The organism is Paenibacillus soyae (assembly GCF_024623455.1).
GTDB classification, from domain to species: Bacteria; Bacillota; Bacilli; order Paenibacillales; family Paenibacillaceae; genus Pristimantibacillus; species Pristimantibacillus soyae.
The window spans coordinates 216,594-239,936 of sequence record NZ_JANIPJ010000003.1 but is presented as its reverse complement, the minus strand read 5'-3'; the positions used below and the strand labels follow the sequence as shown (position 1 = coordinate 239,936).

The 23,343-nt window shown below is 54.1% G+C and carries 21 protein-coding genes and 1 pseudogene; 16 read left to right on the top strand and 6 right to left on the bottom strand.

The genetic code is table 11. The annotated features are described in order from the left end of the window. The first annotated feature begins 36 nt into the window (after positions 1–36). The 7 genes from desA (at position 37) to NQZ67_RS06255 (ending at position 6,547) form a co-directional block, all read left to right on the top strand. A complete protein-coding gene (gene desA, locus NQZ67_RS06285; RefSeq protein WP_257443821.1) occupies positions 37–1,092 on the top strand; it encodes a Delta(5) desaturase DesA in 1,056 nt (351 codons plus the stop codon). A gap of 81 nt (positions 1,093–1,173) precedes the next feature. Next, positions 1,174–2,316 (top strand): sensor histidine kinase, encoded by a 1,143-nt coding sequence (locus NQZ67_RS06280; protein WP_257443820.1) that lies wholly within the window; start codon positions 1,174–1,176, stop codon positions 2,314–2,316. Next, on the top strand, positions 2,313–2,915 hold the full coding sequence (locus NQZ67_RS06275; protein WP_257443813.1) for a response regulator transcription factor: 603 nt from the start codon (positions 2,313–2,315) through the stop codon (positions 2,913–2,915). Before NQZ67_RS06280 ends, NQZ67_RS06275 begins: the two co-directional genes overlap by 4 nt. Before the next feature lie 227 nt (positions 2,916–3,142). After that, on the top strand, positions 3,143–4,669 hold the full coding sequence (locus NQZ67_RS06270; protein WP_257443811.1) for an ABC transporter substrate-binding protein: 1,527 nt from the start codon (positions 3,143–3,145) through the stop codon (positions 4,667–4,669). Between the two features lie 131 nt (positions 4,670–4,800). Then, the gene (locus NQZ67_RS06265) at positions 4,801–5,334 is read left to right on the top strand and encodes a GNAT family N-acetyltransferase (RefSeq protein ID WP_257443809.1); all 534 of its coding nucleotides are present in this window, start codon (positions 4,801–4,803) and stop codon (positions 5,332–5,334) included. Between the two features lie 3 nt (positions 5,335–5,337). Next, positions 5,338–5,892 carry a GNAT family N-acetyltransferase gene (locus NQZ67_RS06260; RefSeq protein WP_257443808.1) on the top strand — a complete coding sequence of 185 codons (555 nt, stop codon included), beginning with the start codon at positions 5,338–5,340 and terminating at the stop codon, positions 5,890–5,892. 124 nt (positions 5,893–6,016) lie between these two features. Next, positions 6,017–6,547 carry a dihydrofolate reductase family protein gene (locus tag NQZ67_RS06255; protein WP_257443807.1) on the top strand — a complete coding sequence of 177 codons (531 nt, stop codon included), beginning with the start codon at positions 6,017–6,019 and terminating at the stop codon, positions 6,545–6,547. 696 nt (positions 6,548–7,243) lie between these two features. On the opposite strand, the gene NQZ67_RS06250 is transcribed toward NQZ67_RS06255, so the two are convergent. From NQZ67_RS06250 to NQZ67_RS06235, 4 genes and pseudogenes are all read right to left on the bottom strand, one after another. After that, positions 7,244–7,789 carry a GNAT family N-acetyltransferase gene (locus tag NQZ67_RS06250; RefSeq protein ID WP_257443805.1) on the bottom strand — a complete coding sequence of 182 codons (546 nt, stop codon included), beginning with the start codon at positions 7,787–7,789 and terminating at the stop codon, positions 7,244–7,246. A 30-nt stretch (positions 7,790–7,819) separates the two neighbouring features. Continuing rightward, complete coding sequence (locus NQZ67_RS06245) at positions 7,820–8,689, bottom strand: tetratricopeptide repeat protein (RefSeq protein ID WP_257443803.1); 870 nt, start codon at positions 8,687–8,689, stop codon at positions 7,820–7,822. A gap of 30 nt (positions 8,690–8,719) precedes the next feature. Beyond that, positions 8,720–9,674, bottom strand: a pseudogene (locus NQZ67_RS06240) (ATP-binding protein). Between the two features lie 134 nt (positions 9,675–9,808). Then, on the bottom strand, positions 9,809–12,343 hold the full coding sequence (locus NQZ67_RS06235; RefSeq protein WP_257443801.1) for a beta-propeller domain-containing protein: 2,535 nt from the start codon (positions 12,341–12,343) through the stop codon (positions 9,809–9,811). A gap of 261 nt (positions 12,344–12,604) precedes the next feature. Here NQZ67_RS06235 and NQZ67_RS06230 point away from each other — a divergent pair, with 261 nt between their 5' ends. The 4 genes from NQZ67_RS06230 (at position 12,605) to NQZ67_RS06215 (ending at position 16,698) form a co-directional block, all read left to right on the top strand. Then, positions 12,605–12,970 (top strand): GntR family transcriptional regulator, encoded by a 366-nt coding sequence (locus tag NQZ67_RS06230; RefSeq protein ID WP_371825273.1) that lies wholly within the window; start codon positions 12,605–12,607, stop codon positions 12,968–12,970. Then, entirely contained in the window at positions 12,967–13,848 is an 882-nt protein-coding gene (locus tag NQZ67_RS06225; RefSeq protein WP_257443788.1) for an ATP-binding cassette domain-containing protein, read from the top strand. Before NQZ67_RS06230 ends, NQZ67_RS06225 begins: the two co-directional genes overlap by 4 nt. Continuing rightward, the gene (locus NQZ67_RS06220) at positions 13,845–14,570 is read left to right on the top strand and encodes a hypothetical protein (RefSeq protein ID WP_257443785.1); all 726 of its coding nucleotides are present in this window, start codon (positions 13,845–13,847) and stop codon (positions 14,568–14,570) included. The genes NQZ67_RS06225 and NQZ67_RS06220 overlap by 4 nt, the downstream gene beginning before the upstream one ends. A gap of 214 nt (positions 14,571–14,784) precedes the next feature. Continuing rightward, positions 14,785–16,698, top strand: coding sequence for an ATP-binding protein (locus tag NQZ67_RS06215; RefSeq protein ID WP_257443784.1), 1,914 nt, complete (start codon positions 14,785–14,787; stop codon positions 16,696–16,698). A gap of 55 nt (positions 16,699–16,753) precedes the next feature. Here the strand turns inward: NQZ67_RS06215 and NQZ67_RS06210 are convergent, their stop codons facing one another. Continuing rightward, on the bottom strand, positions 16,754–17,005 hold the full coding sequence (locus tag NQZ67_RS06210; RefSeq protein WP_257443783.1) for an NHLP leader peptide family RiPP precursor: 252 nt from the start codon (positions 17,003–17,005) through the stop codon (positions 16,754–16,756). A 106-nt stretch (positions 17,006–17,111) separates the two neighbouring features. On the opposite strand from NQZ67_RS06210, the gene NQZ67_RS06205 reads away from it, so the two are divergent. Continuing rightward, the gene (locus NQZ67_RS06205; protein ID WP_257443781.1) at positions 17,112–19,022 is read left to right on the top strand and encodes an ATP-binding protein; all 1,911 of its coding nucleotides are present in this window, start codon (positions 17,112–17,114) and stop codon (positions 19,020–19,022) included. Here NQZ67_RS06205 and NQZ67_RS06200 read toward each other — a convergent pair. Continuing rightward, positions 19,000–19,932 (bottom strand): hypothetical protein, encoded by a 933-nt coding sequence (locus NQZ67_RS06200; RefSeq protein WP_257443780.1) that lies wholly within the window; start codon positions 19,930–19,932, stop codon positions 19,000–19,002. The genes NQZ67_RS06205 and NQZ67_RS06200 overlap by 23 nt on opposite strands. 324 nt (positions 19,933–20,256) lie before the next feature. Here NQZ67_RS06200 and NQZ67_RS06195 point away from each other — a divergent pair, with 324 nt between their 5' ends. From NQZ67_RS06195 to NQZ67_RS06180, 4 genes are all read left to right on the top strand, one after another. Beyond that, positions 20,257–20,823, top strand: a complete 567-nt coding sequence (locus tag NQZ67_RS06195; RefSeq protein ID WP_257443779.1) for a C40 family peptidase — start codon at positions 20,257–20,259, stop codon at positions 20,821–20,823. Between the two features lie 135 nt (positions 20,824–20,958). Next, the gene (locus tag NQZ67_RS06190; RefSeq protein ID WP_257443778.1) at positions 20,959–21,990 is read left to right on the top strand and encodes an NADH:flavin oxidoreductase/NADH oxidase; all 1,032 of its coding nucleotides are present in this window, start codon (positions 20,959–20,961) and stop codon (positions 21,988–21,990) included. A 39-nt stretch (positions 21,991–22,029) separates the two neighbouring features. Then, positions 22,030–22,380 (top strand): LapA family protein, encoded by a 351-nt coding sequence (locus NQZ67_RS06185; RefSeq protein ID WP_257443777.1) that lies wholly within the window; start codon positions 22,030–22,032, stop codon positions 22,378–22,380. Continuing rightward, complete coding sequence (locus NQZ67_RS06180) at positions 22,364–23,326, top strand: TRM11 family SAM-dependent methyltransferase (protein WP_257443776.1); 963 nt, start codon at positions 22,364–22,366, stop codon at positions 23,324–23,326. The genes NQZ67_RS06185 and NQZ67_RS06180 overlap by 17 nt, the downstream gene beginning before the upstream one ends. The last annotated feature ends 17 nt before the right edge of the window (positions 23,327–23,343 follow it).

The following is a 23,343-nucleotide window of genomic DNA, read 5'->3' as shown; positions in this document are numbered from 1 at the left end:
CTCCAGAGCGAGGAAACATCCGAGGAGGAAGCATGCATGACTGAATCCAATCAAACCGTTCATTTGAAAAAAAGCGTAGCCCCGTACGAGCATTCGCGAATTAGCGTAAGCGTCAGACAAATGGCGAATACGCTGCTACCGCTAGTCGCCCTATGGTCCGCGGCCTATTTGAGCTTATCGGTATCGTATCTGCTGACCCTGCTCTTCGCCGTCGGCGCGTCGTTTTTCGTTATCCGCACGTTCATCATCTTCCACGACTGCTGCCACGGCTCGTTCTTCAAGAGCAAGCGGGCGAACGACATCGTCGGCAACATTACCGGCGTCTTGACGCTGGTGCCCTATCAGCAGTGGAAAAACTCGCATGCCATTCACCACGCGACGAGCAGCAACCTGGATAAACGCGGCGTCGGCGATCTGTGGATCCTGACGGTCGACGAATACGCGTCCGCTAGCCGAATGACCAAGCTTGCTTACCGCCTGTATCGCCATCCGCTTATCATGTTCGGGCTTGGTCCGATCTACGTATTCGTCTTTCAATACCGTTTCAACCGCAAGGGAGCCCGCCGCAAAGAACAGCTGAACACGTACTTGATGAACGCGATGATCGTTGCGCTGTACGCCCTCATGTGCTGGGCGATCGGCTGGGAAGCGTTCCTGCTGGTGCAAGGACCGGTGTTCTATTTGTCCGGCGTACTCGGCGTGTGGCTGTTCTACGTGCAGCATCAATTCGAGGATTCGTACTTCGAGCACGACGAGGAGTGGAGCTACGTGAAAGCGGCGGTGGACGGAAGCTCGTATTACAAGCTGCCGAAGTTTCTGCAATGGCTGACCGGCAACATCGGCTTCCATCATGTGCATCACCTCAGTCCGAAGGTGCCGAATTATTATCTGGAGCAGGCGCATGACGCCGTGCCGCCTCTGCATAAAGCGACGACCATCACCATCCGTCAGAGCCTGGAGTCGCTGAAGTTCCGTCTCTGGGACGAAGAGGGTAAGCGGTTCGTCAGCTTCCGGGATGTCCGGGATCGGCTGCGCAAGCCTGCAGGAGTCCGGAGGGGGTCGGCTTCCGCCGATCCGAGGAAGGCGAGCTAATCCCGCTTATGCTACAATAGAAACCAATTACGGCTATCGGCTGATGCGATAGCGACTATCGGCAGAAGGATGGGCAGCGGAATGAACAAATGGTATCACATCTTCCATCGGGCGACGGGGCTCAGTCCTTACGTATGGATCGTGTTCTGCATTTTACCGTTCTATTTCATCTTCCGCTCCTCCTCCACGCCGGAGGTTGTCTCCGGCATCGTCATGATCATTTTGTTTTTTGTCTGCTATCGGCTGGCTTTCGCGTCCAAAGGATGGCTTGTCTATTTCTGGACCAGCGTGCAGATCGTCGTTTCCATTGCCATGACGCTGTTGTTCAGCTATGTGTATTTTTGCATTTTCCTTGCTTTTTTTATCGGCAACGTGCAGAACAAAGCGGGCTTCATTACGCTGTACGCGATCCATATCGCGACGACGTTCATTACGGTCAATTATGGCTTCGTGACGCAGAATCAGCTGTTTTTTCAGCAGTTTCCTTTTATCCTGATCAGTCTCATCGTGGTCATCCTGCTGCCGTTCAACACGTATAACCAGAAGAAGCAGGGCCAGCTGGAAGGGCAGCTGGAGGATGCGAACAAGCGGATCGCGGAGCTTGTGAAGCAGGAGGAGCGGCAGCGGATCGCTAGGGACTTGCACGACACGCTCGGCCAGAAGCTTTCCTTGATCGGTCTGAAAAGCGACTTGGCCGGCAAGCTGGTTCATTCGAATCCATCGAAAGCGCAAGCGGAAATCCGGGACGTCCAGCAGACGGCGCGTACGGCGCTGAAGGAAGTCCGGGAGATGGTCACCCAGATGCGGGGCGCTCGTCTCGAAGAGGAGATGCAGCGGGTGAGGCAAATTCTCGCCGCAGCCGGCATCGAGCTGCAAGTGGAGGGCGATTATCGGCTGACGGATACGAATCTCTTGACGGAGAACGTGCTCAGCATGTGCCTGAAGGAAGCGGTGACGAACGTCGTGAAGCACAGCCATGCCGCCTGCTGTTCGATCCGATTCTCATCTACGCCGAGCGAGTTCGCGGTTACCGTGCAGGATAACGGCGTTGGAATGGCGGACGTGCGGACCGGCGGCTATCGCGGAAACGGGTTGCGCGGCATGAAGGAACGGCTGGAATTCGTGAACGGAAGCTTGGAGCTGAGATCCGACGGCGGCACGGAGCTTGTCATGACGGTGCCGCATGTGGCGAAACGGCCGACGAAGGAGGTGCGGAGCGAATGATTACGATCGTGATCGCGGAAGACCAACGCCTGCTGCTGGGCGCTCTCGCCTCGCTGCTCGATCTCGAAGAGGATATGCGGGTTGTAGGCCGCGCTTCGAACGGAGAGGAAGCGATCGCGCTTGTCGAGCAGCACCGGCCCGACGTCTGCATTATGGATATCGAGATGCCGGCGAAGAGCGGGCTGGAAGCAGCGGAAGAAATCAAGGGGAAGTGCAAGGTCATCATTCTGACCACATTTGCGCGCGCGGGTTATTTCGAACGGGCGGTCAAAGCCGGCGTAAGCGGCTATCTGCTTAAGGACAGCCCAAGTGAGGAACTGGCGAGCTCCATTCGGAGCATCATGTCGGGCAAGCGGATTTACGCCTCGGAGCTTATGGACGAAGCGTACGGAGGCGGCGGCGACAATCCGCTTACCGAACGGGAGAAGGAAGTGCTGGAGCTCGTAGCGGACGGTAAAAACACGAAGGAGATCGCAAGCGAGCTGTTTCTTACGACGGGAACGGTGCGGAATTATATATCCGTTATCCTGGATAAGCTCGGCGTAAGCAACCGAATCGAGGCGATTACGAGATTCAAGGAGAAGGGCTGGTTCAAGTGACCGGCTCTTTTTTTTGCGCTAGAGAGAATTAACAGGAAGTTCAGGAAGGTTTAAGGAAAAATTTAGATTTAGAAAAGGATGGGGATTTATAGTAGAAGTGGGCAATCGAGGATGGCTGCGAAGTTTTCTTTCAACCAGGGTGCAACTATCTAGCAAGAAAAAACGTATTGTTTGTGGTACATATTGGTTGCGATGGAAGTTTAACTAGAAAGGGAGAGGGAGAGAGAATGAAAAATTGGTGGAAAACGACGGCAGCCACGGCGCTTGCCGCCGCTATGCTATCCGGCTGCAGCTTTGGGGGGAATAACGGAGAGGGCGAACAAACGCCGACGACGCTGAAGGTGATGTATTACGACGAGAACAGCTTCTATCAGGAATACGGCATGTTGTTCAGCGCGTTATACCCGGAGATCGAGCTGGAAGTCGTATCGACCCAGAACCTGTATCGCGGCGGCGAAAACGGCGAAGAGGTCGACATGGAGAAAGCGAAGAAGGAATTCCTCGAGAAAGAGAAGCCCGACATTCTCATGCTCGAAATGAAAGAATACGAGGATATGTCGGCGGACGGCGGGCTGATCGATCTCGGCCCGTTTATCACGAAGGATAAGTTCAACACCGAAGGGCTTGTTCCCGGCATGGTGGATTATATGAAGGAGCTTGGCGGCGGGCAGTTGTACGGCTTGCCATCTGGCTTCAGCAGTCAAGTGCTCTTCTACAACAAGGCCTTATTCGACAAATACAACGTTACCTATCCGACCGACCAGATGACCTGGAACGAAGTGATTCAATTGGCGCGTCAATTCCCGATCGACGGAGAAGGGGAAGACCGCGTGTACGGACTGAAGGCCGGCTATTCCGGAGATCTGAATCAAATGAGCCAGATGATCGCAAATTCCGAAGGGCTGAATTACGTGAACCCTGCGACGAAGACGATGACGATCAATACGCCGGGGTGGATCAACGCGGTGAAGACGGCGAATGACGCATTGAGCTCCGAAGCTCTTTATTTCGAGAATCAAAACGACATGATGGGCGGGAGCAGCTCCTACGAGGATTACCTTATGAGAAACCCGTTTATCAGCAACCGTCTCGCCATGACGATCGAAAGCAGCTGGTTCATCCGCGAAATGAAGGAAGCGAGCGACTACATCAAGGAAGAGGGCAAGGTCGTCAGCGACTGGGATATCGTGACGATGCCGGTCAGCGCGCAGTTCCCGGATCAGAGCACGGGCGCTTACTACAACAATATTTTTGCGATCGCCAAGGATTCTCCGAACGCGGATGCCGCGTGGAAATTCATCTCGTATATTTCCGACGAGGAATTCGCGAGGGTCAAGTCGAAGCTGACCTACAACAACGGATTCTCGATCCATACGAAGTATATCAAGGACGAAGAGGGCCGCAACTACGCGGCGTTCTATAAGCTGAAGCCGATGAAGCAGCCATTCGATTACACCGACATGCAGAAGCTGCCGAAGCAATTCGACATGATGTTCTATCAATACATGAACGAAGAGTTTACCGCGATCCAGAACGGAACGAAAACGGTGGAGGAAGGTCTGGAATTGCTTCAGGTCAAAGGCGAGGAGCTGCTTGCCCAAGAATCGATGACCGATGAAGAGGTTCAGGAGTTGTGGCAGAAGCAGATGGAGGAGGACCAAGCCAAGCTGGAGGAAGCCGCGGGCGAAGCCTCGGCCGATGCCGGAGAAGCGGTTGACGAAGCGGTCGTCGAAGAGGCGGTAACGGTAGAATAACACGAGATTAAGCCTTCGCGGATCCGACGATTCGCGAAGGCTTTTATTCTGCTTGCAGGCGAGAGCGAACCCCCCTATAATAAATCCAATTATTTATTTTGGAAAATTTACCGGATTGAGGTGGGATAAAGATGGGAGAAGCTCGATTAATTGAACCGCATGTTGCTTACCGGGAGGCGTATATGACCTTCTACCGTGACTGGATCGCTAGCGGCGAATCCATCGTGCCATGGGTCGTAGAGAAGGATCCGTCGGACTTCGAGGCGTACGTGGCGTTTCTGTACTCGGAGGACACCGAAGACAAGGTGACGCGGGAAGGGTTCGTGCCTCATTCGACTTACTGGCTGGTTAATGAGGAAGACGAGATCGTCGGAGCCGTTAATTTCCGTCATCGGCTTAACCGGAAGCTGCTCGAGAGCGGCGGGCATATCGGGTACGGCATCGCGCCGTCCCATCGCCGCCAAGGCTACGCGCGCAAGCAGCTGGCAGAGGCTTTGAAAATAGCGAAAGCGAAGGGGCTCGATCGGGTGCTGCTCGTATGCGACGCCGGCAACGAGGCCTCGGAGCGGACCATACTCGGTGCCGGAGGCCGCTTCGAGTCCTTGTTCACGATGGAAGACGGCGAGACGGTCAAGCGGTTTTGGATTCGGCTGGAGGAGGCGTGAGGCATGAGAAGGGAGACGGAAAGGTTAATTTTAAGAGAGTTTACGGCGGGGGATTGGGAGGCTGTTCATCGCTACGCGTCCGACCCGGTCGTGACTTCGCATATGATCTGGGGACCGAATACGGAGGCGGATACGCGGGCTTTCTTGGAGTCGGCGATCGGGATGCAGCAGCAAGCTCCGCGCGTTGATTTCGAGCTGGCCGTCGTGCTGAAGGAAAACGGAGAGCTGATCGGAGGCAGCGGACTGCGGTCGTTCGACCCCAGGCAGGGAGAGATCGGCTACTGCTTTAACCGGTCGCACTGGAGGAACGGATATGCGTCGGAAGCGGCTAGCGAGCTGCTGCGCTTCGGCTTCGAGGAGCTAGGGCTGCACCGGATATTCGCCACCTGCCGGCCGGATAACCTCGGGTCCGCCGCCGTCATGCGCAAGATCGGCATGACCTTTGAGGGGCATATGCGCGGGCATATGTTCCATAAGGGAAAGTTCCACGACTCGCACCAGTACTCCATTCTGGAGGATGAATATTTTGCCGGGAAGAAGAAGGGGCATTCGCTTTGACGGATGCTTCTTTTTGCTAATAAAGAACGTTAGCAATTCATGAGAAACCAAGCATGCTGCGGGGAGTTAAAATGTAGATATCCTGATGATGAATGGGTGAGAAAAAGGGAGGAGAGTGATTCGTATGGCAAAAATCGTTTTCGCATTGAACCAGTCTCTGGACGGATTCGTCGACCACATGGCATTTCTGCCCGACCCCGTGCTATTCCGTCATTTCATCGACGACGTGCGCGGCCTGGCAGGCAGCGTGTACGGGCGCGTTATGTACGAGACCATGCGGTATTGGGACGCAGAAGATTTAGAGTGGGATGCAGCGGAGCGAGAATACGCAGCGGCGTGGCGAAGCAAACCGAAGTGGGTGGTGTCGAGGACGTTAAAGTCCGTCGGTCCGAACGCTACTCTGATCGAGGGCGACCTCGCGGCGACCATACGTGAGCTGAAGGCTCAGCATGAAGGAGAGATTGAGGTTGCCGGGCCGGAGTTGGCGCACAGTCTAACGGAGCTCGGTCTAATTGATGAGTACCGACTTTATCTCCATCCAGTGGTGCTGGGTCACGGCAAGCCGTTCTTCGCCGGCCCCCGGCCGCCGCTGCGCCTCGTGGCAAACGATCGAATTGGCGAGCAAGTAATCAGATTGACCTACGTACCCGTTTAGGCCTGCGGTTGACGTAGCGGCCTAAGAAGTAAAGAGAAGGGTTAAACAAAAGAGCTGCCACACGGAGAGAAGCCCTCCCCGTGCGGCAGTTCCTTTTTTGTATAGGGCTACTTTAGTGTTATTAATTTCACCCACCCGAGGTTGTCCTCATATTCGAGCTGAATGAAAGGTTTCAAGTCGTTCCCCATTCTAAGAAATCTGCCCCGACCATTCCAATATACTGCGGAGAGGCGTCATGACTCTTCCGTTGAAACCCGCACTTAGAACGGAAAGATCGGTGCCTCATTAAGTAACGGAACTCACAGACGTTATTCTCGCTATTTCTGGCATTATGGATCTAGTAACGGAACTGATTGCCGCTATTTTCACCATTTTGGTGGTGGACAAGGGGCATTCGGCTGAATAAAGGCTTATAGTTCCGTAAGAATCCATAAATGTGATTTTAAGCGCAGATAAGGTCTGTGAGTTCCGCTAGCCGTCAAATCCTCGGCAGTTTGTCATTCCTGATCGGAAGGCATTAGTTACGACAAGAGATCTGATAAGTGTGGCACTAAACGAAGCAGATGGGCGAAGTTGAGGGGAGTGAGCGTGCGTGGCACCACGTCTAAAGGGTGGCGATAGACCAGATGAAATGACGCCTGCTGCACGTCCAATCGGAGCTATAGACGCGCGGCAGGCGCCCGCAATAAGACGGCTTCACTGAAAATCCCGCTTCAGCAGCGCGAACATCGACAGATCGTCGTATTTGCCGAGTGTGTATTCGTATTCGGCGAGCACGCCTTCCTCGCGGAAGCCGAGCTTGCGGAGCATCGCGGTGGATGCGGCGTTGGCCGGCTCGACGAGGGCCTGGATGCGGTTCAGGCCGAGCTCGCCGTAGCCGTAAGCGAGGATCGCTCGCAGCGCCTCCGACATAAGGCCGCGGCCCCAATGCTCCCGGGCGAGCTCGTATCCCAGCTCCGCCCGGTTATGCCTGCGGTCCAGCTGATGATAGCCGCAGGAGCCGATGACTGGGGCATCCTCCCCGAGCGTGAGCGCCCATCGGATGCCCGTGCCTTTCTCGAGCAGGCTGTCGTACCAGTCCACTTCTTCGCATGCTTCCTCCTCGGCGGAGAAGGGCGCCATGCCATAGTGCTTCATTACTTCCGGGTCCGACAAATAATGAAGCATATCCCGGGCGTCTTCCTTGCGGAAGGGACGAAGGATCAAACGGTCCGTGCGGAGGATTGGAAAATGAGGACTCAAGTTGTATGTTCTCCTAACTATGCGTAATGGCTACCTCTTCCGAGACCAGCCGAACACCTTGACGTGAACGAGCCACTTGGTCGCCCAGTGGGTCATTATATACAGAATTAAGAATACGAAGATGAGCGGGCGGAACAAAAGAATCGCGACGAACCAGCCGAGCAGAATTTGCCACGGCTTCAGCCGCTTGAGCACATTCGTCGGGGCGAGCAATATGCGATAAAATTTGTAGCTCTTCTGCAAAGCTTCCAAATACGCCTCGCGGATTTGTTTGTTCTCCGGATCGAGCCGAATCGCGTTCTTCAGCATCAGCAGCTGTTCGTCGTAATCGTTGCGCCACTCGGCTGCCCAGCCGAGGTAGAGATAGACATGATCGTGCTCAACATCCTGACGCAGCGCTTCCTTCGCGTAATGCTTCGACTCCTGCATATTCCCGAGGAGCGCTTCCGTATAGCTTAGCGTTGCAAGAAACAAGGCGTTATGGGGACTAAGCCGAAGTCCCGCCAGCAGCATCTCCTTGGCATTCGCGTATTTGCCTTTGCGGTTGAAGGCGTTGGCGCGAAGGAAATAATAGTGCGGCTCGTAGGGATCGACGCGCTGCGCGTTGTCGAGCGCATCGTCAAGCAGCTTCCAGTTCTCGCCCTCATAATAGGCGGCTGTGCGAACGAACCAGGCAAGGGAGTTCTCCGGATCGCGCCGAAGCGACTCCTGCGACCAATGCAGGGCTTCGTCCCGCTTATCTAAGCGAAGGCAGATTTGGCCGAGGACGGCATACGCGTTCGCGTCCTCCGGCTCCTCGCGGAGAAGGGCCATCGCTTCGTCCAACGCTTCCTTGTGCCGGTTCCATTCCATCAGCTGCGAGATTCTCTTATAACGCAAATCCGTAGTTTCTCTTTCCATGGGCATAACCTCATGTCTTATGGGAGTTGGTTATTTCAATCCGGTCGCTTTCATATAGTCCAGAACGATCTGGTAGTCGTTATTGACGTCGCTGAAGGTGGCATAGTTTTTGGCTGTGGCGAACCATTCCAGCGTCGTGGCCTTGCGGCCCTTGGCGGATTTGCGCATATCATCCTGGTTGATCGGCTGGATATCGCCGGTCTCGAGCGTCCGCTCCAATGCGTCCTCGACGGCGTCCTTCACGAGCTGCTCCAGATCGGCGCCGGAGAAATGCTTCGTCTCCTTGGCGATCCGCGTCAGATCAAGTCCATCCGTAGGCTTGCCTGCCAGCTTAAGGCCGAGAATCGTCTCGCGTTCGGCCTCCTCCGGCGGCGGCACGAAGATCAAGTGATTGAAGCGGCCGGGCCTGCGAAGCGCGGAATCCAGGTACCACGGCGTATTGGTCGCTCCGATGACGAATACGCCCTCGTTGAACGACTGCAAGCCGTCGAGCTCCAGCAGCAGCTGGTTAACCAGCATGCGGTCGTGGTGCTGGCGCATATTGTTGCGGCTGCCGCCCATGGCGTCCAGCTCGTCAATGAAAATGACGCAGGGTTTGTTCTCCCGCGCTTTCTCGAACAAGTCATGCAGGTTGCTTTCGCTTTGGCCCACGTACATGCCTAGAATGGCTTGAAGCTCGACATGCATGAAGTTGGCGTCGATCTCGCCGGCGATCGAACGTCTTCCCGCAGCCGGGCGGGCCGTAAAGCAGGACGCTGCCGCCCGCTTCTTTGCCGTATGCGGCGAACAGCTCGGGCTGCTTTAGCGGAAGAATGAAATTCATGCGTATCTTTTTCTTCACGGCATCGAGGCCGCCGACGTCATTGAATGTTTCCTTGGGCTTCTCGGTTTCTATCAGATGCTTCCCGTCTTTATCGAATTGCAGCACTTTCAGCTTGTTACGGCGGCGTTCCGCCAGATCATCGCGATCGTTGTGATCGGACATGGCCATCATCCTCTTTCGAAAAAATAATAGGAGCGCTCCTCCCATTATACCAGAAAACGGGAATGGAACGCCCTCATTCGATGGCAAAAAAACGAAGCCGGCGCTTTCCGATCGCGCCGGCTTCGTTCATTCTATTATTCTGCCGTTACCGACGGCATGATATCGATCGGCATGGGCTTCTGCCCGTAGCCATATCCGTTCCCGCTCTCGGGATCCGCCGGATAAGCGAGAGAGCCCCTCTCCTCCAAGCTGTCCATTCGGTTCGCCTTCAGCATAGCGTCGGATAGCGTATACAGCGTATCGCCCGCATAGAGGATCCGCCGGACCGTCTTCGCGTAGTCGTACCCGTACTGCCCGCTCTTCCTTAGATCCTCATCGGACAAGTGGCTGATGCGGCCCCGCAGCTGGAAGCCCTTCGTCAGGTCAATGCCGTAAATATATGCCCCCTGATACGTGAATTCGCCGTAAGCGGGGAAGCTGCCGTCCGCAAGCTGCTCCTTGTTCTTGATTTCGTGCAGCTCGACGGGGAAGGCGAGCAACCCTTTTTCCTTAGAGAACAGCAGCGCCTTGTGGTCGCTCAGCAGCTCGGAATGCGTGCCGCGGTCGCCGATGATTTCCTTGAACAGCTCCTTCGGCTTGGTAACGTCCGTCACGTCGAACAACGCGATTTTCATGCCTTGGTAGAAGGCCATAGTCTCGTCGGGTCCCATTCCTTTGGACGGGAGCTCGATCGTTTCTTTGCCGAAGCCGATCAGATGGTTCTCGTCATATGGATGCAGATAGTCGCTGTAGCCTGGAATCTTGAGCTGTCCCAGCACCTCCGGCTTGGCCGGATTGCCGAGGTCGATCGCGAACAGCGGGTCGACGTTGCGGAAGGTGACCATGTAGGCGCGGTCGCCCATGAACCTTACGGAGTATATCCGCTCGCCGGGCGCAAGACCTTCCAGCTTGCCGACCGTCTCCATCTTCTCGTTCAGCACATACACGTTGTTCGTGGAGCCGGCTTCGCCGGTTGCCCACATATTGCCGTTCGTTAAAGCAACCCTGAAGTAGCCCTCGTGCTCATCCATCGAAAACTGGTTCAACAGCGCGCCAGGCACCGAGCCCTCGCTTATATATGTGATGCTGCCGTTATCGAGGCGGAATTTGTGAAGCTTCGTTTCCTGCTTGTACGTGCTGCCGTCCTCGGTAAATACCGATTGCGCGGCGTACAAATTTTTCTGGGAGGCGTAGATGGTGCCGCCGGCTCCGAAATAAGCGGACACCTGCAGCGTGCCTTCCGAGTCGCCCAAGTCGACGGCTCCAACCATCATCATGGAGCTGTCGGCCGGCTCCGGGAAGTAGCGGATATCGCTTAGCTTCACGGTCTGCGGCTCATCCGATACGGCCGTGTCCCGGTACAGCGGCTCGAACGAAGAGGCTAACTCACGCGCAGTCTCTAGATCGCTCTTCCCGGCCGGCAGGTCATAGATGCCGTAATTATAGCTATATTTGTTCGTGACGATGTACAAGGCTTCGCCGATCTTTCTCGAAGAGAGGTAGCTGCCTTCTTGCTCAAGCTGTCTGACCAAAGCCGGCTTGCCTTCGTTTCCTAAATCGTATACATACGTTTTGACCATGCTCTTATGAAAATACGGCAGGATCGCCATCTTGCCGCTTACGGCGATATCGGCAGACGCTCCGCTTGCCGCGGCGGCTCCGTCCGCCGCTGGCCGCTCGGCCGCGCCGCCTGAATCGGCGGCTTCGCCTTCCATCGGCACCGCCGGGGCATCGTAAATCTGCTTCGTCCCGATGACGATCAGCCTCGCGTCGTCGATGTACAGCTGGTGCGGCTGGAAGCCTTCCTCCTTGGCATACTCCAGCTCCGCGGCGAGGCGCGGCTTCGCCGGGTCGGAGATGTCTGCGATCATGACGCGGGAGCCGCTGATCTGATAAATATAGTCGCCGTCCGTCTTCACCCAGTCCGCTTCGTCGACGCCTTCCACCTGCACGTTGGTTTTCGAATAGTCGTCGCCCGCATCGGCGGAGCCGCCGTAGTCCGAGCCGTCGGCTGCCGTAGCGGCTTCTGGAGCCGCCGCCCCCTTGTCCGCCGACGCTTGCGTTTCGGTTACCGCGCCGCCTTCCCTCGCCAAGTACGAATACGAGTTTCTGTCCGCCAATTCCCGGAGCAGCTCCGCCAGCTTCTTCTCGGAGCCGATCGCGGGAAGCTGAAGCGGCTCGTCGATGGCGACGATGCGTTTGATGCCGTCCCAGGTGACGACCGTGCCAAGCGACTCGGAGATGGCTCGCAGCGGCACCATCGTGACGCTTTGCACCGTTCGCGGCTCGGCGGCCAGCGTCACTTTTTTGCTGCCGACCGTCATGACGCTCGAGCCGATCGTCAGCACCGCCTCGCGTTCTCCGCGCTTTAGCCGAACGGTCCGCTCGCCGTCCTGCATCTCGTCGTAGGTCACATCCGCGCCGAGGGCTTCGGCGATTTCCCTCACGGGTACCAAGGTTGAACCATTCTCGATGAAAGCGGGCGTGGACAACGCGAGCGGTTCGCCTTCGATGACGATTTGAATCTCTTCCTGCGCCGCTGCCGTTTCGCTTGATTTCGCCCATTGCAGGGAAGCCGTAACGCATAACGTCAAGGTGAGGCATGCGGCAAGTAAGGACTTTTTGTTCACTTTAATTCCTCCTTCTTAAGTTTTGTGTAACGAAGTGGAACAAAACGGCTTCGGAAGCATTCGCTTTGTTCATTGGTTATGGATGAGTTTGTTTTTAGGATAGTAATGATTAGACGGGACGTTCGCGGCAATTGTTTCAGGACGGATGCGGGACGTGAACGTTTTTTGTTTAAAAAATGGAAAATGGGCTTGACGTTGCCAAGTAATAGTTGTATGGTTAGTTACATAAGTAATGAACCAAACAAGCAACGAGGTGATGATGTGTTTGACGAGCGGAGCCCCATTTATCAGCAGATCGCGGATCAGATCAAAAACGATATCGTAAGCGGCGAGCTGAAGGAGGAGCAGCAGGTCATGTCGACCAACCAGTACGCGGCGTTCTACCGGATAAATCCGGCGACGGCGGCGAAGGGCTTCCAGCTATTGACCGAGGAAGGCATTCTGTACAAGAAGAGGGGAATCGGCATGTTCGTGAGCATGGAGGCGAGGGATAAGCTGCTGCAGGCGCGAAGAGAACGTTTCTTCGAGGAAGTGGTGGAACCGATGGTGGAAGAGGCGGATCGAATCGGGGTCCCTCTGGCGGATATTATGAAGCATATCGAGAAGAGAAAGGGGCAGCAGTCATGACGCTTAGCATCGAGGTGAAAGATGTAACCGTCCGTTACGGGAAGACGACGGCCGTCGACCGCATATCGTTCCATCTGGAAGGCGGCAAAATTTATGGTTTGCTCGGGCGCAACGGCTCGGGCAAAACGAGCTTGCTGTCCGTGCTGGCCTCCTTCCAGCCGCAAGCGGAAGGGGAGGTTCGGATCGGCGGCGAAGCGCCGTTCGAGAACGCGGCCGTGACGAGCCAGGTTTGTTTTATTCAAGAGAACGGCCATCTGTCGGATGGATATTCGGTGAAGGATGGGCTGAAGCTTGCTGCCCTATGCATGCCGTATTGGGATTCCCCGTACGCCGACAGGCTAATCGAATTGTTCGGGCTGCCGCTGAAGAAACGGATCTCCGAGTTGTCCAGGGGGATGAAATCGGCCCTTGGCGTGACGATCGGCCTCGCGAGCCGGGCCCCGGTTACGATTTTCGATGAGGCTTACCTCGGAATGGACGCTCCTTCGCGGTACGCTTTCTATGAAGAGCTGCTTAAGGATTATATGGAGCAGCCGCGCACGTTCATTCTGTCGACCCACTTGATCGAGGAGGTAAGCAATCTGTTCGAGGAAGTGCTTATCCTGGATCAAGGCAAGCTGCTGTTGCACAAGGAGACGGAATTGCTGCGCGAACACGGCGTGTCCGTGACGGGACCAGCCGCCAAGATCGACGAATTTAAGCTCGGGCTGAACGTGCTTGGCGAGCAGCAGCTCGGCGGGATCAAGTCTATAACCGCTTACGGCGAGCTTGGGCCGGAGAGAGCCAGCAGGGCGCGCGCGGAGGGTCTGGAGCTCGGTCCGGTGCCGCTGCAGGATTTGTTCGTTCATTTAACCAAAAGAGGAGGGAGCGCTTCATGAATACGCCAAACAAACATTCCGCGCTCAAAGTAGCCGGAAGCTTATGGTCATCTTACCGCATGACGCTTATCTGGTTCTGGGCTATCTTCGTGGTTGTTTTTTTAGGAATTAACTTCCTGCTTCTCCATCTTGGCGAAGTGGACTCGGATATGTGGAGCGAAGGCATCTGGGCGGGCAGCGTCTACTCCCCGAAAATCTTTTTGTTTGTCATCGGCATCTTAGTGACCCCAATATCGCTAGCTTCTTATGTGTCGTTTGGCATCACGAGGAAACATTTCGTATGGGGCAGCACGCTGATGCTCGCCGGCTTGTCGCTCGTTTGCGCAATCCTCACCGCTGCTGGTTTTCCGATTGAACGTCTAATCTACGACATGACGGGCGGGAGCGGATCGTTGAATCAGCCTCCGTTGTTGGAGAGCTCGCTCGAGTTCTTTGTCCTGTGCTTCGGTTACTGTTTGGCGGGCTGTATGATCGGCAACGGATTTTACCGGCATGACTGGCGTATCGGCACCATTATCTGTCTCTTGGCGCTCCTTCCGATTATTCTGATGGAGGCGATCGTCGAGTCGGGAAGCCTGATCCGGTTCATGTCGTATTCGTTCCACTCTCCTTCCTTGGCTCCGTGGCTCGAGCTGATCCTGACGCTGGCCATCGCCGCGATGATGTTAGCTTTGAACTTCTCCATGCTGCGGAAGGTTACCATTCGACGCAAGCTCGTATAATTTCGACATATTTTGCAACTAACCTGCGATTTTCAGCCTCTTATAAGAGAGGGTGATCGCAGGTTATTTTTTTGCAAATCCTTCATTCCTATAGTTGCGATTAACAGTCAAATAGAGGAAAATAGGGATAAGAAAAATTTGCAGAAGATTGTCGAATTTTAGTAGATAATCGATATTGAAGATCGATAGAATAGATCGGGTTGAGGTGTTATACATGAACCAAGCATTTAGGCGCGTTTTTGCATGGCTTATGCCCGCGATGCTTCTGGTCCTCGTCGCGCTGCTGCCCCAGGCGGCCAGCGCCAAGGAAGCGGCTCAGTCCGAAATGGCGATCAAGGAATGGCAAATGCTATGGGAGCAGCCCGGAGAGGAACTGAATATCGAGCAGGTAAGCTCCTTGCCGGACGGGCAGGGCTGGCTCAGCGTGCAGGCTGGCGGGGACTACCCGGAGCCGCCTCCCGACGTGCGGTCGGCGTGGATCAAGCTGAAGCTGCCGGAGCTGACGCAGATGCGGCCGGCGCTCGATATGAACCAGCTGTTCGCCTACGACGTCGTCATCTATTTGGACGGAAACATCGTTTACGAGCGCTATAGAGACTACGTGTACCAGCGTAACGAAATATTGCTGCCGCTTGGCCGATCGGAATCGTCGAAGGACCTTTATTTGAAGCTTAGCACAGGACTCAACCAGCTAGGCTTTTATCAAGCGCCGGTTATTGGGGAATACGATGATTTCAGCAAGCAATACATCATTAGGGATCTGGACGACCTTATCTTGGGAAGCTCCTTAATCTTCATCGCTTTCTTCATGATGGCGAGCGTGCTCTTCTTAAATCGCGCTTTCCAGCCGGGCTGGAATTCCTTGTTTATGGTTATGCTGTCCGTCGGAGTCATGATATTGACTTATTCGGCGTTTTTGGACAAGTATTTCCCCGAGTATGGACAGCTCTTCATTGATTTATTTGACTTGGCCAGCAGGCTGCTCATGCTGTCGCTTTTCTTTTTCTTCGAAAAAATATTTGGCCGAGGGCCGTTCGGGCTTATACGCATTTTCCGTAACATCCAAATTGCAGGCGCAACCATTCTAATCGCGCTGCTTTTGCTCAAGCCCTATTCCGAATGGATTGACGATCTAGCAGGAGACGCTAGCTTCTTGTTTTTTGTTTTTTCGATCGTTGTAGGGAATATTCTAATTCTTGCGTCCCTGTTCTATGAGCTGAGGAGAAAAAATAGAGAAGCGATTATCATGCTAGCGGGAATTGGCCTATTTGCCGGTATAGGAATGATTGAAATCGCTATTTATTTTGCGACGGCCAGCATGTATAAGTTGGTTTTCTGGAAGTTTGGCGTTCTCTTTTTCTTGGCTTCCTTAGTCATTCTTCTGGTTCGAAAGGTGATGTCGGGCTATAAGCAAGCCCTTCAATACTCGAAGCAGATTGAAATTTTTAATAACCAACTGCAACGGTCGGAGAAAATCGAGCTCATCAGTCATTTGGCCGCGTCCATCGCGCATGAAGTTCGAAATCCTCTCCAAGTGACCCGTGGCTTCCTGCAGCTGCTGGGGGAAAAAGCCAGCGATAACAAAGCTAAGGATTACATGTCTTTGGCGATTAATGAGCTCGATCGGGCATCCGAAATCATAACGGATTTCTTAACCTTCGCGAAGCCGGATCAGAACGGGCTCGTTAAATTGGATACGATCGAGGAGGTACAACAAATTGTTGCGATCCTCTCTCCCTTAGCGACCATGCAAGGCGGCATCCTAAAAATACAAGGCGAGAAAAATTTGTACGTGCGCGGAAACTCCTCCAGGTTCAAGCAGGCGCTTATCAATATTATTAAGAACAGCATCGAGGCGCTTGGGGAAAATGGCGAAGTGGAAATAGCCGTAGCAAAGGAGAAGGAGTTAAATACGATCATTATCGTAATAAGGGATAACGGGGAAGGCATAGACAACGAAGATTTGCAACGGCTTGGAGAGCCTTATTACTCCAAGAAAACCAAGGGTACCGGACTTGGACTTATGGTGACATACCGCATCATTGAATCTATGAACGGCGAGATTGCTTTTAGCAGCACCAAAGGAATGGGGACGGAGGTTTGTATACGAATACCTCAGGCTATGTAAGCCTGCAGCCCAAAATAACAGAAACCGGCGTAGTGTCACGCCGGTTTCATGTATATTAAACCCATCTCGGATTGGAGTCGTCACTCTCGGCCGTAAGATCCGCCTTCGCAACGGGGCTTTGCGGAAGCACTAAGTAGTAGGTATCCTCGGTCTCTTCCAATACTTTCAACTTATAGCCTTTCGGAATATCTACGCCGAAAGCGTCTTTAATCGCCGATTCCGGGTTCGAGAGCAGCTGCTTCTTGAATTCCGGGTCGGTCCATGCTTTCTGAATAATCTGATCTCTTAGCTCTTGAGTGCTAGACATTAGAACCATCCTCCCAAATCATATAGGAACACACGCCTAATACTACCATCATAATTCGACAATATCTACAACTTTTCTACCATTATCTTCCCTGGAGGTGTTACTAGTGATCCGAACGTCCATGCGAGTTCCCTTCTTGATTATGCTAGCCTTGCTCCTATCGGCGTTTCTTTTGCCGCCTGCGGAGGCGAGGGCCGATAGAGGACCGGCTTCCGAAGACGAAATAACGGAATGGCAAATGATGTGGGAGCAGCCAGGCGAGGAGCTGACGATCGAGGAGGTAAGCTCCTTGCAGGATAGCTCAGGCTGGTTCCGCGTGCGGGCGGGGGAGCCTCCGGAGCTGCCTGGTGGCGTGAAGTCGGCATGGATGAAGGTTGAGCTGCCGGCGCTGACGCAAGCGAGTCCGGCGTTATACAGCGAGGAATTAACGGCGAGAGACGTGACCGTGTACGTAAATAGTCAGATAGTCATGGATTCGACGCGCGACTATCCATACGACCGCAATCACTTGTTAGTGCCGCTCGCCCAGGAGGCGTCATCATCCTTTCTTTATATCAAGCTTGTTTCCGCTTCCGAAAGATTAGGCCAGCAGGATGTCCTTTATTTAGGGGAATACCCGCGGCTTTCCAAGCAAATGTTCGGAAGCCATCTTTTTGATCTGGTTCTTGGTTTAGCGCTTATGTTAATCGCATTGTTTATGACATCGAGCGCGTTTTTCCTGAACAAAGGATTGTTCCCGGAATGGAATTCGCTCAGCTTGTCCATTCTGTCGATCGGCGTCATGGAAATCGCGTATTCGCCTTTTATCCATAACTTCTTGCCGTCCATTGGCTATCTCACGTATTATTCGTTTGATATTGCTTCTTCCGTTCTTCTGCCGGCCTTGTTTTATTTCTTCGAGCAGATTTTCGGGAAAGGTCCGAAAGGCTTCATACGCTTATTAAGAAAAGCCCATGTCTATATCGCGATAGGATCCATGCTTCTTTTCTTGTCCGGTTTTGCGTCCGATACAATCAAGCAGCTTTATTTGCTGGCCGGTCCGGTATTGTTTGCCGTGTCGGCGCTGGGAAGCATGCTGGCAATGGTTGTGCTCCTCATTCGTTATTGCATGCAGAAGAACAGGAAAGCGATAGCTCTGGCAGCAGGCTTTAGCACGCTTGTTACCATTTGCATCGCGGAAGTCATTTGGTATTTCGCAAGCGGCGGGGCGTATAAGCTCACGTATTGGAAATTCGGCATCATCGCGTTTATCATTTCGTTATTCGTCATGCTTGTGATGAAGGTAACGGAAAATTACAGGCAGGTGCTTATCTACTCCAAGCAGTTGGAAGTGTTCAATAATGAGCTTCAGCGGTCCGAGAAAATCGAGATGATCAGCCAGCTTGCGGCATCCGTGGCGCATGAAGTAAGAAATCCTCTCCAGGTTACAAGAGGCTTCCTCCAATTGCTGCGGGATCGGACGAGCCACGAGCAAGATAAAACCTATATGGTATTGGCGATGGACGAGTTGGACCGGGCTTCCGACATCATTACGGATTTTCTTACCTTTGCGAAGCCGGGCATGGAGAAGCTGTCCCAACTGAATTTATTCGAAGAGCTCCATCAATTAAAAGCCATTGTATTGCCGCTCGTCACCACGCAGGGAGGCCAGTTATCCCTGTCGGTTCAACAGGATTTATGGATTAGAGGGAATTCCTCGAAGCTGAAACAAGCCATCATCAATGTGGTTAAAAACAGCGTCGAGGCGCTGGGCGAGAACGGGAATATTTCGATCCAGGCTGAGAAATCGGAAGATCAGAATAAAATCGTCATTTGCATCGAGGATAACGGGGAAGGTATGGAACCGGAGGCTTTGGAGAGATTAGGCGAGCCGTATTATTCCCAGAAAACAAAAGGCACGGGACTCGGGCTGATGGTCACGTTCCGAATCATTGAGGCTATGGATGGAAGGATTGCCTACAAAAGCGAGATGGGGAAAGGAACGCAAGCATTCATTACGTTCCCGGCCATAAATTAATTCCGCCGCCCATCAGCATGCGCTTGCGCGATTCAATGGCTTCGGCGATCCGCGCCAAGCCGTCCGCCATATAAGCGTGATAATCGAGGAGATCAGGAGCAGCTTCGGGCAATGAAAGCAGCCTCTCGTGATTGCTGCGTGCAATATCGGCATAGGCATTCATACAACCCAGCACGTAAATTTGCGTCTCCATCCTTTCTTCCGTCAAGGAAGAGAGGGAAGGGAGCTCCGACAATCGGGCGCAATGGGCCAGCAGTCCGTTATAGCTTCCTACCGCGAGATCCTCGCGCCAATCGGCCCAGTCGTCCAGCATCTGCAGCGTCATGAGCGTAAGGTCCACGGCTTCCTCGACAGCCGGAATAGAAGCGTGCATTCCTGCCAGCAGACAAGCGCCCGTGCTCGAAAGCTTGACCGGGCCTGCCTTGCCGGCGGTCCGGATCGGATCGTTCGTGAAATAATCCAGCTCCGCTTCGTTCATGACGCAATCCGCCCACGTTGTCACGTACTTGTCATAGTAGCTCCAGAACGGGCTGTCGGACGGGAAGAGCCCGCGGAAGACGCCAAGCATCTCCGTCTGAAGCAGATTGGCCAGGGCCAGCTGTCCCTTCCACTTCTCCGGCTTCGCGTTGTCCATCACATCGTCTTGAATAAAAAAGTAGAGCATGCCATATATATTGGCAAGCGCCAGTCTTTCGCACTGCTCGTCCGAAATACCGGTTGATTCTTGCATCCAGTAGGGGAGCAGCGAGCAGATGTAATCCTTGCCACCGCCATCATCCTCCGTGGGATCGAATTTCAAGGCGTAAGTTTGTCCGATTCTATGCAATGGGGGAGGGAATTCGCCAATACGGGAGAGCGCCGTTTGGAAGACGCGTTCTATTCTCGTTCGATAGTTTTCATACCATAACATGCTTCCGTTCACCATGCCCTATCTAAATATAGTAGACATTCATCCTTTCCTACTATATCATGGTCAGAGCCGTTCTTTTCAAATCTTGTTAAAACAAGAAAAAAACTTTTGAGCGCAGCCTGTTGAGGAAAGCTAAAAAATCCTTTAGAATGAAGAAGGATTAATTACCGTTCAAAAAATGTACACATTTTCTCTCTCATGGGGCGCTTGCATAACTGGACTAAAGTCGAGGGGTCGTCTATTACCTAAGCAGGTTAATTTCTCTCGTGACCTGGCTTAAAGTTAATACCTGATAGAGTTCTTCTATGTGGAGGTCGTGTAGACATGAACAGAGATAAAGATATATATGTTCTCCTGACGGACACCGGAACCGTCTTAACCAAGATCATAAGATCCTTTACGAAGGATCCTCTCAATCACGCTTCGATTGCGTTCGACGACGATTTGAACGAGGTGTACAGCTTCGGGCGGAAAAATCCGAGCAACCCGTTCTTCGCCGGATTCGTGAGAGAGAACGTGCGGGGCGAATTTTTTGAGGATTCGATGTGCGCCCTTTACCGCTGCAGAGTGAGCCAAGCGACGTACAACAGCATCCGCGCCCAAATTCAACATTTCGAGCAATATTCGGATTTGTACAAATATAATCTCGTCGGCATGCTCGGCGTCGTCTTCAATATCGAGTGGGAACGCCGTTATGCGTATTTCTGCTCCCAATTCGTCGCCACGCTGTTCGAGAGAAGCGGCATGAGTCTGGTCGACAAATCGCCGCTGCTGGTTACGCCCGGAGACTTGCAGACCAATCCGCAGCTAGAGCTTGTATATCGAGGCAGGCTGCATGACTATACAGGCTGCGAAGTCGCGGCAGCGGGAAGCTCTTTCCGTACCGCCTAATCCGAAGATCTCTACTTGCTAGAGATCTTTTTTTGTGCCCGATATCGCTGGCAGGATGGCTGCCTCCCTCCCCGAGTGGTGGCGATTGCCAAGGTATGGTACATTTACGTAAAGAGTTTCGAGGAGGGAATAAGCATGACGATTCAACTGGATACGCCGTTTTCGATCAAAGATTTAACGCTCCGCAACCGTACGGTCATGGCGCCGATGTGCCAATACAGCGTGGAGCGTCGTGACGGTATCGCAACCGACTGGCATTTCGTTCATTATACGTCCCGCGCCATAGGCGGAGTCGGCCTGATCATCGTGGAGATGACCAACGTCGAGCCGGATGGCCGAATTACGGATAATTGCCTCGGACTTTGGTCCGATGAGCAGATTCCGGCCTTGAAGCGCATCGTTGACGCAGCCCACCGCCATGGGGCCAAGATCGGCATTCAAATCGCGCATGCGGGCCGCAAGGCGCAAGATGCGGAGACGCCTGTGGCGCCATCGGCCATCGCATTCGACGAGAAGTACAAGACGCCTCGCGCGCTCAGCACCGAGGAAGTCAAAGGAATGGTCGTCAAATTCGGCGAGGCCGCCAGAAGAGCGGTCGAAGCGGGCTTCGATACGATCGAGCTACATGGCGCCCACGGCTATTTGCTTCATCAGTTCCACTCGCCGAAAGCGAACAAAAGACAGGACGAATACGGTCAAGATTTGACGTTGTTCGGCCGCGAAGTGATCGGGCAGGTGAAGAAGCATATGCCGGAAGGCATGCCTTTGTTATTCCGCATATCCGCCTTGGAATATGCAGAGGGCGGCTACGATCTGGCTCAGGGCATCGAGCTTTGCCGCGCTTACAGAGATGCCGGAGTCGACGTATTCCATATTTCCTCGGGCGGCGACGGCGCGCCAAGCCCGTCGCGCAGGCCGACCGTCGAGCCCGGGTATCAGGTTCACGCGGCGGAAGCGGTAAAGGAGGCGCTTGGCGTTCCGGTCATCGCCGTCGGAATCCTGGAGGATCCTAAGGTCGCGGCGGGCGTTCTGAAGGACGGCAAAGCCGACATGGTTGCGGTCGCAAGAGGGCTGCTTCGCGATCCGCATTGGGCGATCCGCGCGATCGAAGCGACGGGCGGCAATTTCCGCTCCTTTGTGCCTGTTCCCTACGAGCGAGGGTTCTAAAGAGCCGGGAGCAATTCTAGGAAAGGGTGTGCATCATCGATGAAGGGCCAAGGCATGCTTATATCCGCTTTCGCGTTTGCGCTTGTCATTGCCGTATTCGCCGTTATTAACGTGGAACAGGTACAGGTTAATTTCCTGTTCGCGAAGACGACGACTCCGCTTATTCTCGTTATACTGGTATCCACTCTGCTCGGGGGATTGACGGTTGGATTGTTCGGCATGCTGCGTATATTCCGGCTTCAGCGCACGGTCAAATCGCTGGAGAAGCGGATTGCCGAATTGACGCCGTCTGAAGAAGGATTCGAAGCATCCTATCAATCGGATCCGCTTAAGCGGGCTTTCGCCGGTGCTCCTGTCGACAAGAAGGAAGAAGATGACGGAGACGAATAAAGTCGTTTATGCCTACGTCAGGCATGAAGAAGAAGCGGAGCTGTGCGCGCTCGAGCTTCGGTCGATGCTTGGCGCAAGAGCGTCCATCGGCGATGGCCTAGCCGTCGTGGAAGGAGATTCGCTTGGCCTTCCGAACGTTGACCGAAGTCCCTTCTTCAAGCGCCGTCTGGATGTGATCGCGGAAGCCGATACGCTTCCCGGCTTGCTGGAGATGCTGCCGGGGATCGAGCTCGAAGGTCGTTCGTTCAAGGTGCTGTATACGCAGGGGCAAGGAGAGCATAAGGTTTCTTCTTACGGCGAGCAGCGCGAGCTGGAGAGGCTTGCCGGCTCAAAGCTTCGCGGCACGGCCGATATGCGGAATCCGGACCGGCTCTTCGGCCTAATGTCATATAGAGGCCGGTGGCTGTTCGGCACCTGCGCGGAAGGCGGCAAGCTTTGGCTGAAGCATCAGAGCAAGCCGCAAAATTATTCGACCGCTCTCCCCACGCGTGCGGCGAGAGCGATCGTCAACATTGCGGCGGGCGAAGCGAATCCGCCAGCCTTCAGCATGATCGATCCATGCTGCGGCATGGGGACGGTGCTGATCGAGGCGTTGTCGATGGGATTTCCGATTAAGGGGATAGACCGAAATCCGATGGCGGCGCGGGGAGCTCGCGTCAATCTGGCCCACTTCGGCTATCCGGACGTCGTTCGTCTCGGCGACATGAGGGAAGAGACGGGCGAATATGATGCCGCGATAGTCGATTTGCCCTACAATTTATGCTCGGTGCTGCCGGAAGAGGAAGCTTCACGCATGCTGCTTGCCGTCCGGAGAATGGCGGCCCGCGCGGTCATCGTCGCGACGGAGGAGATGGACGGCCTCTTGTCCAAGGCGGCATTCCGCGTGAAAGATCGGGCGAGACTGTCGAAAGGCTCTTTTACCCGTTATATAAGTGTAGTAGAATAGGGATGATGTGGAGTATG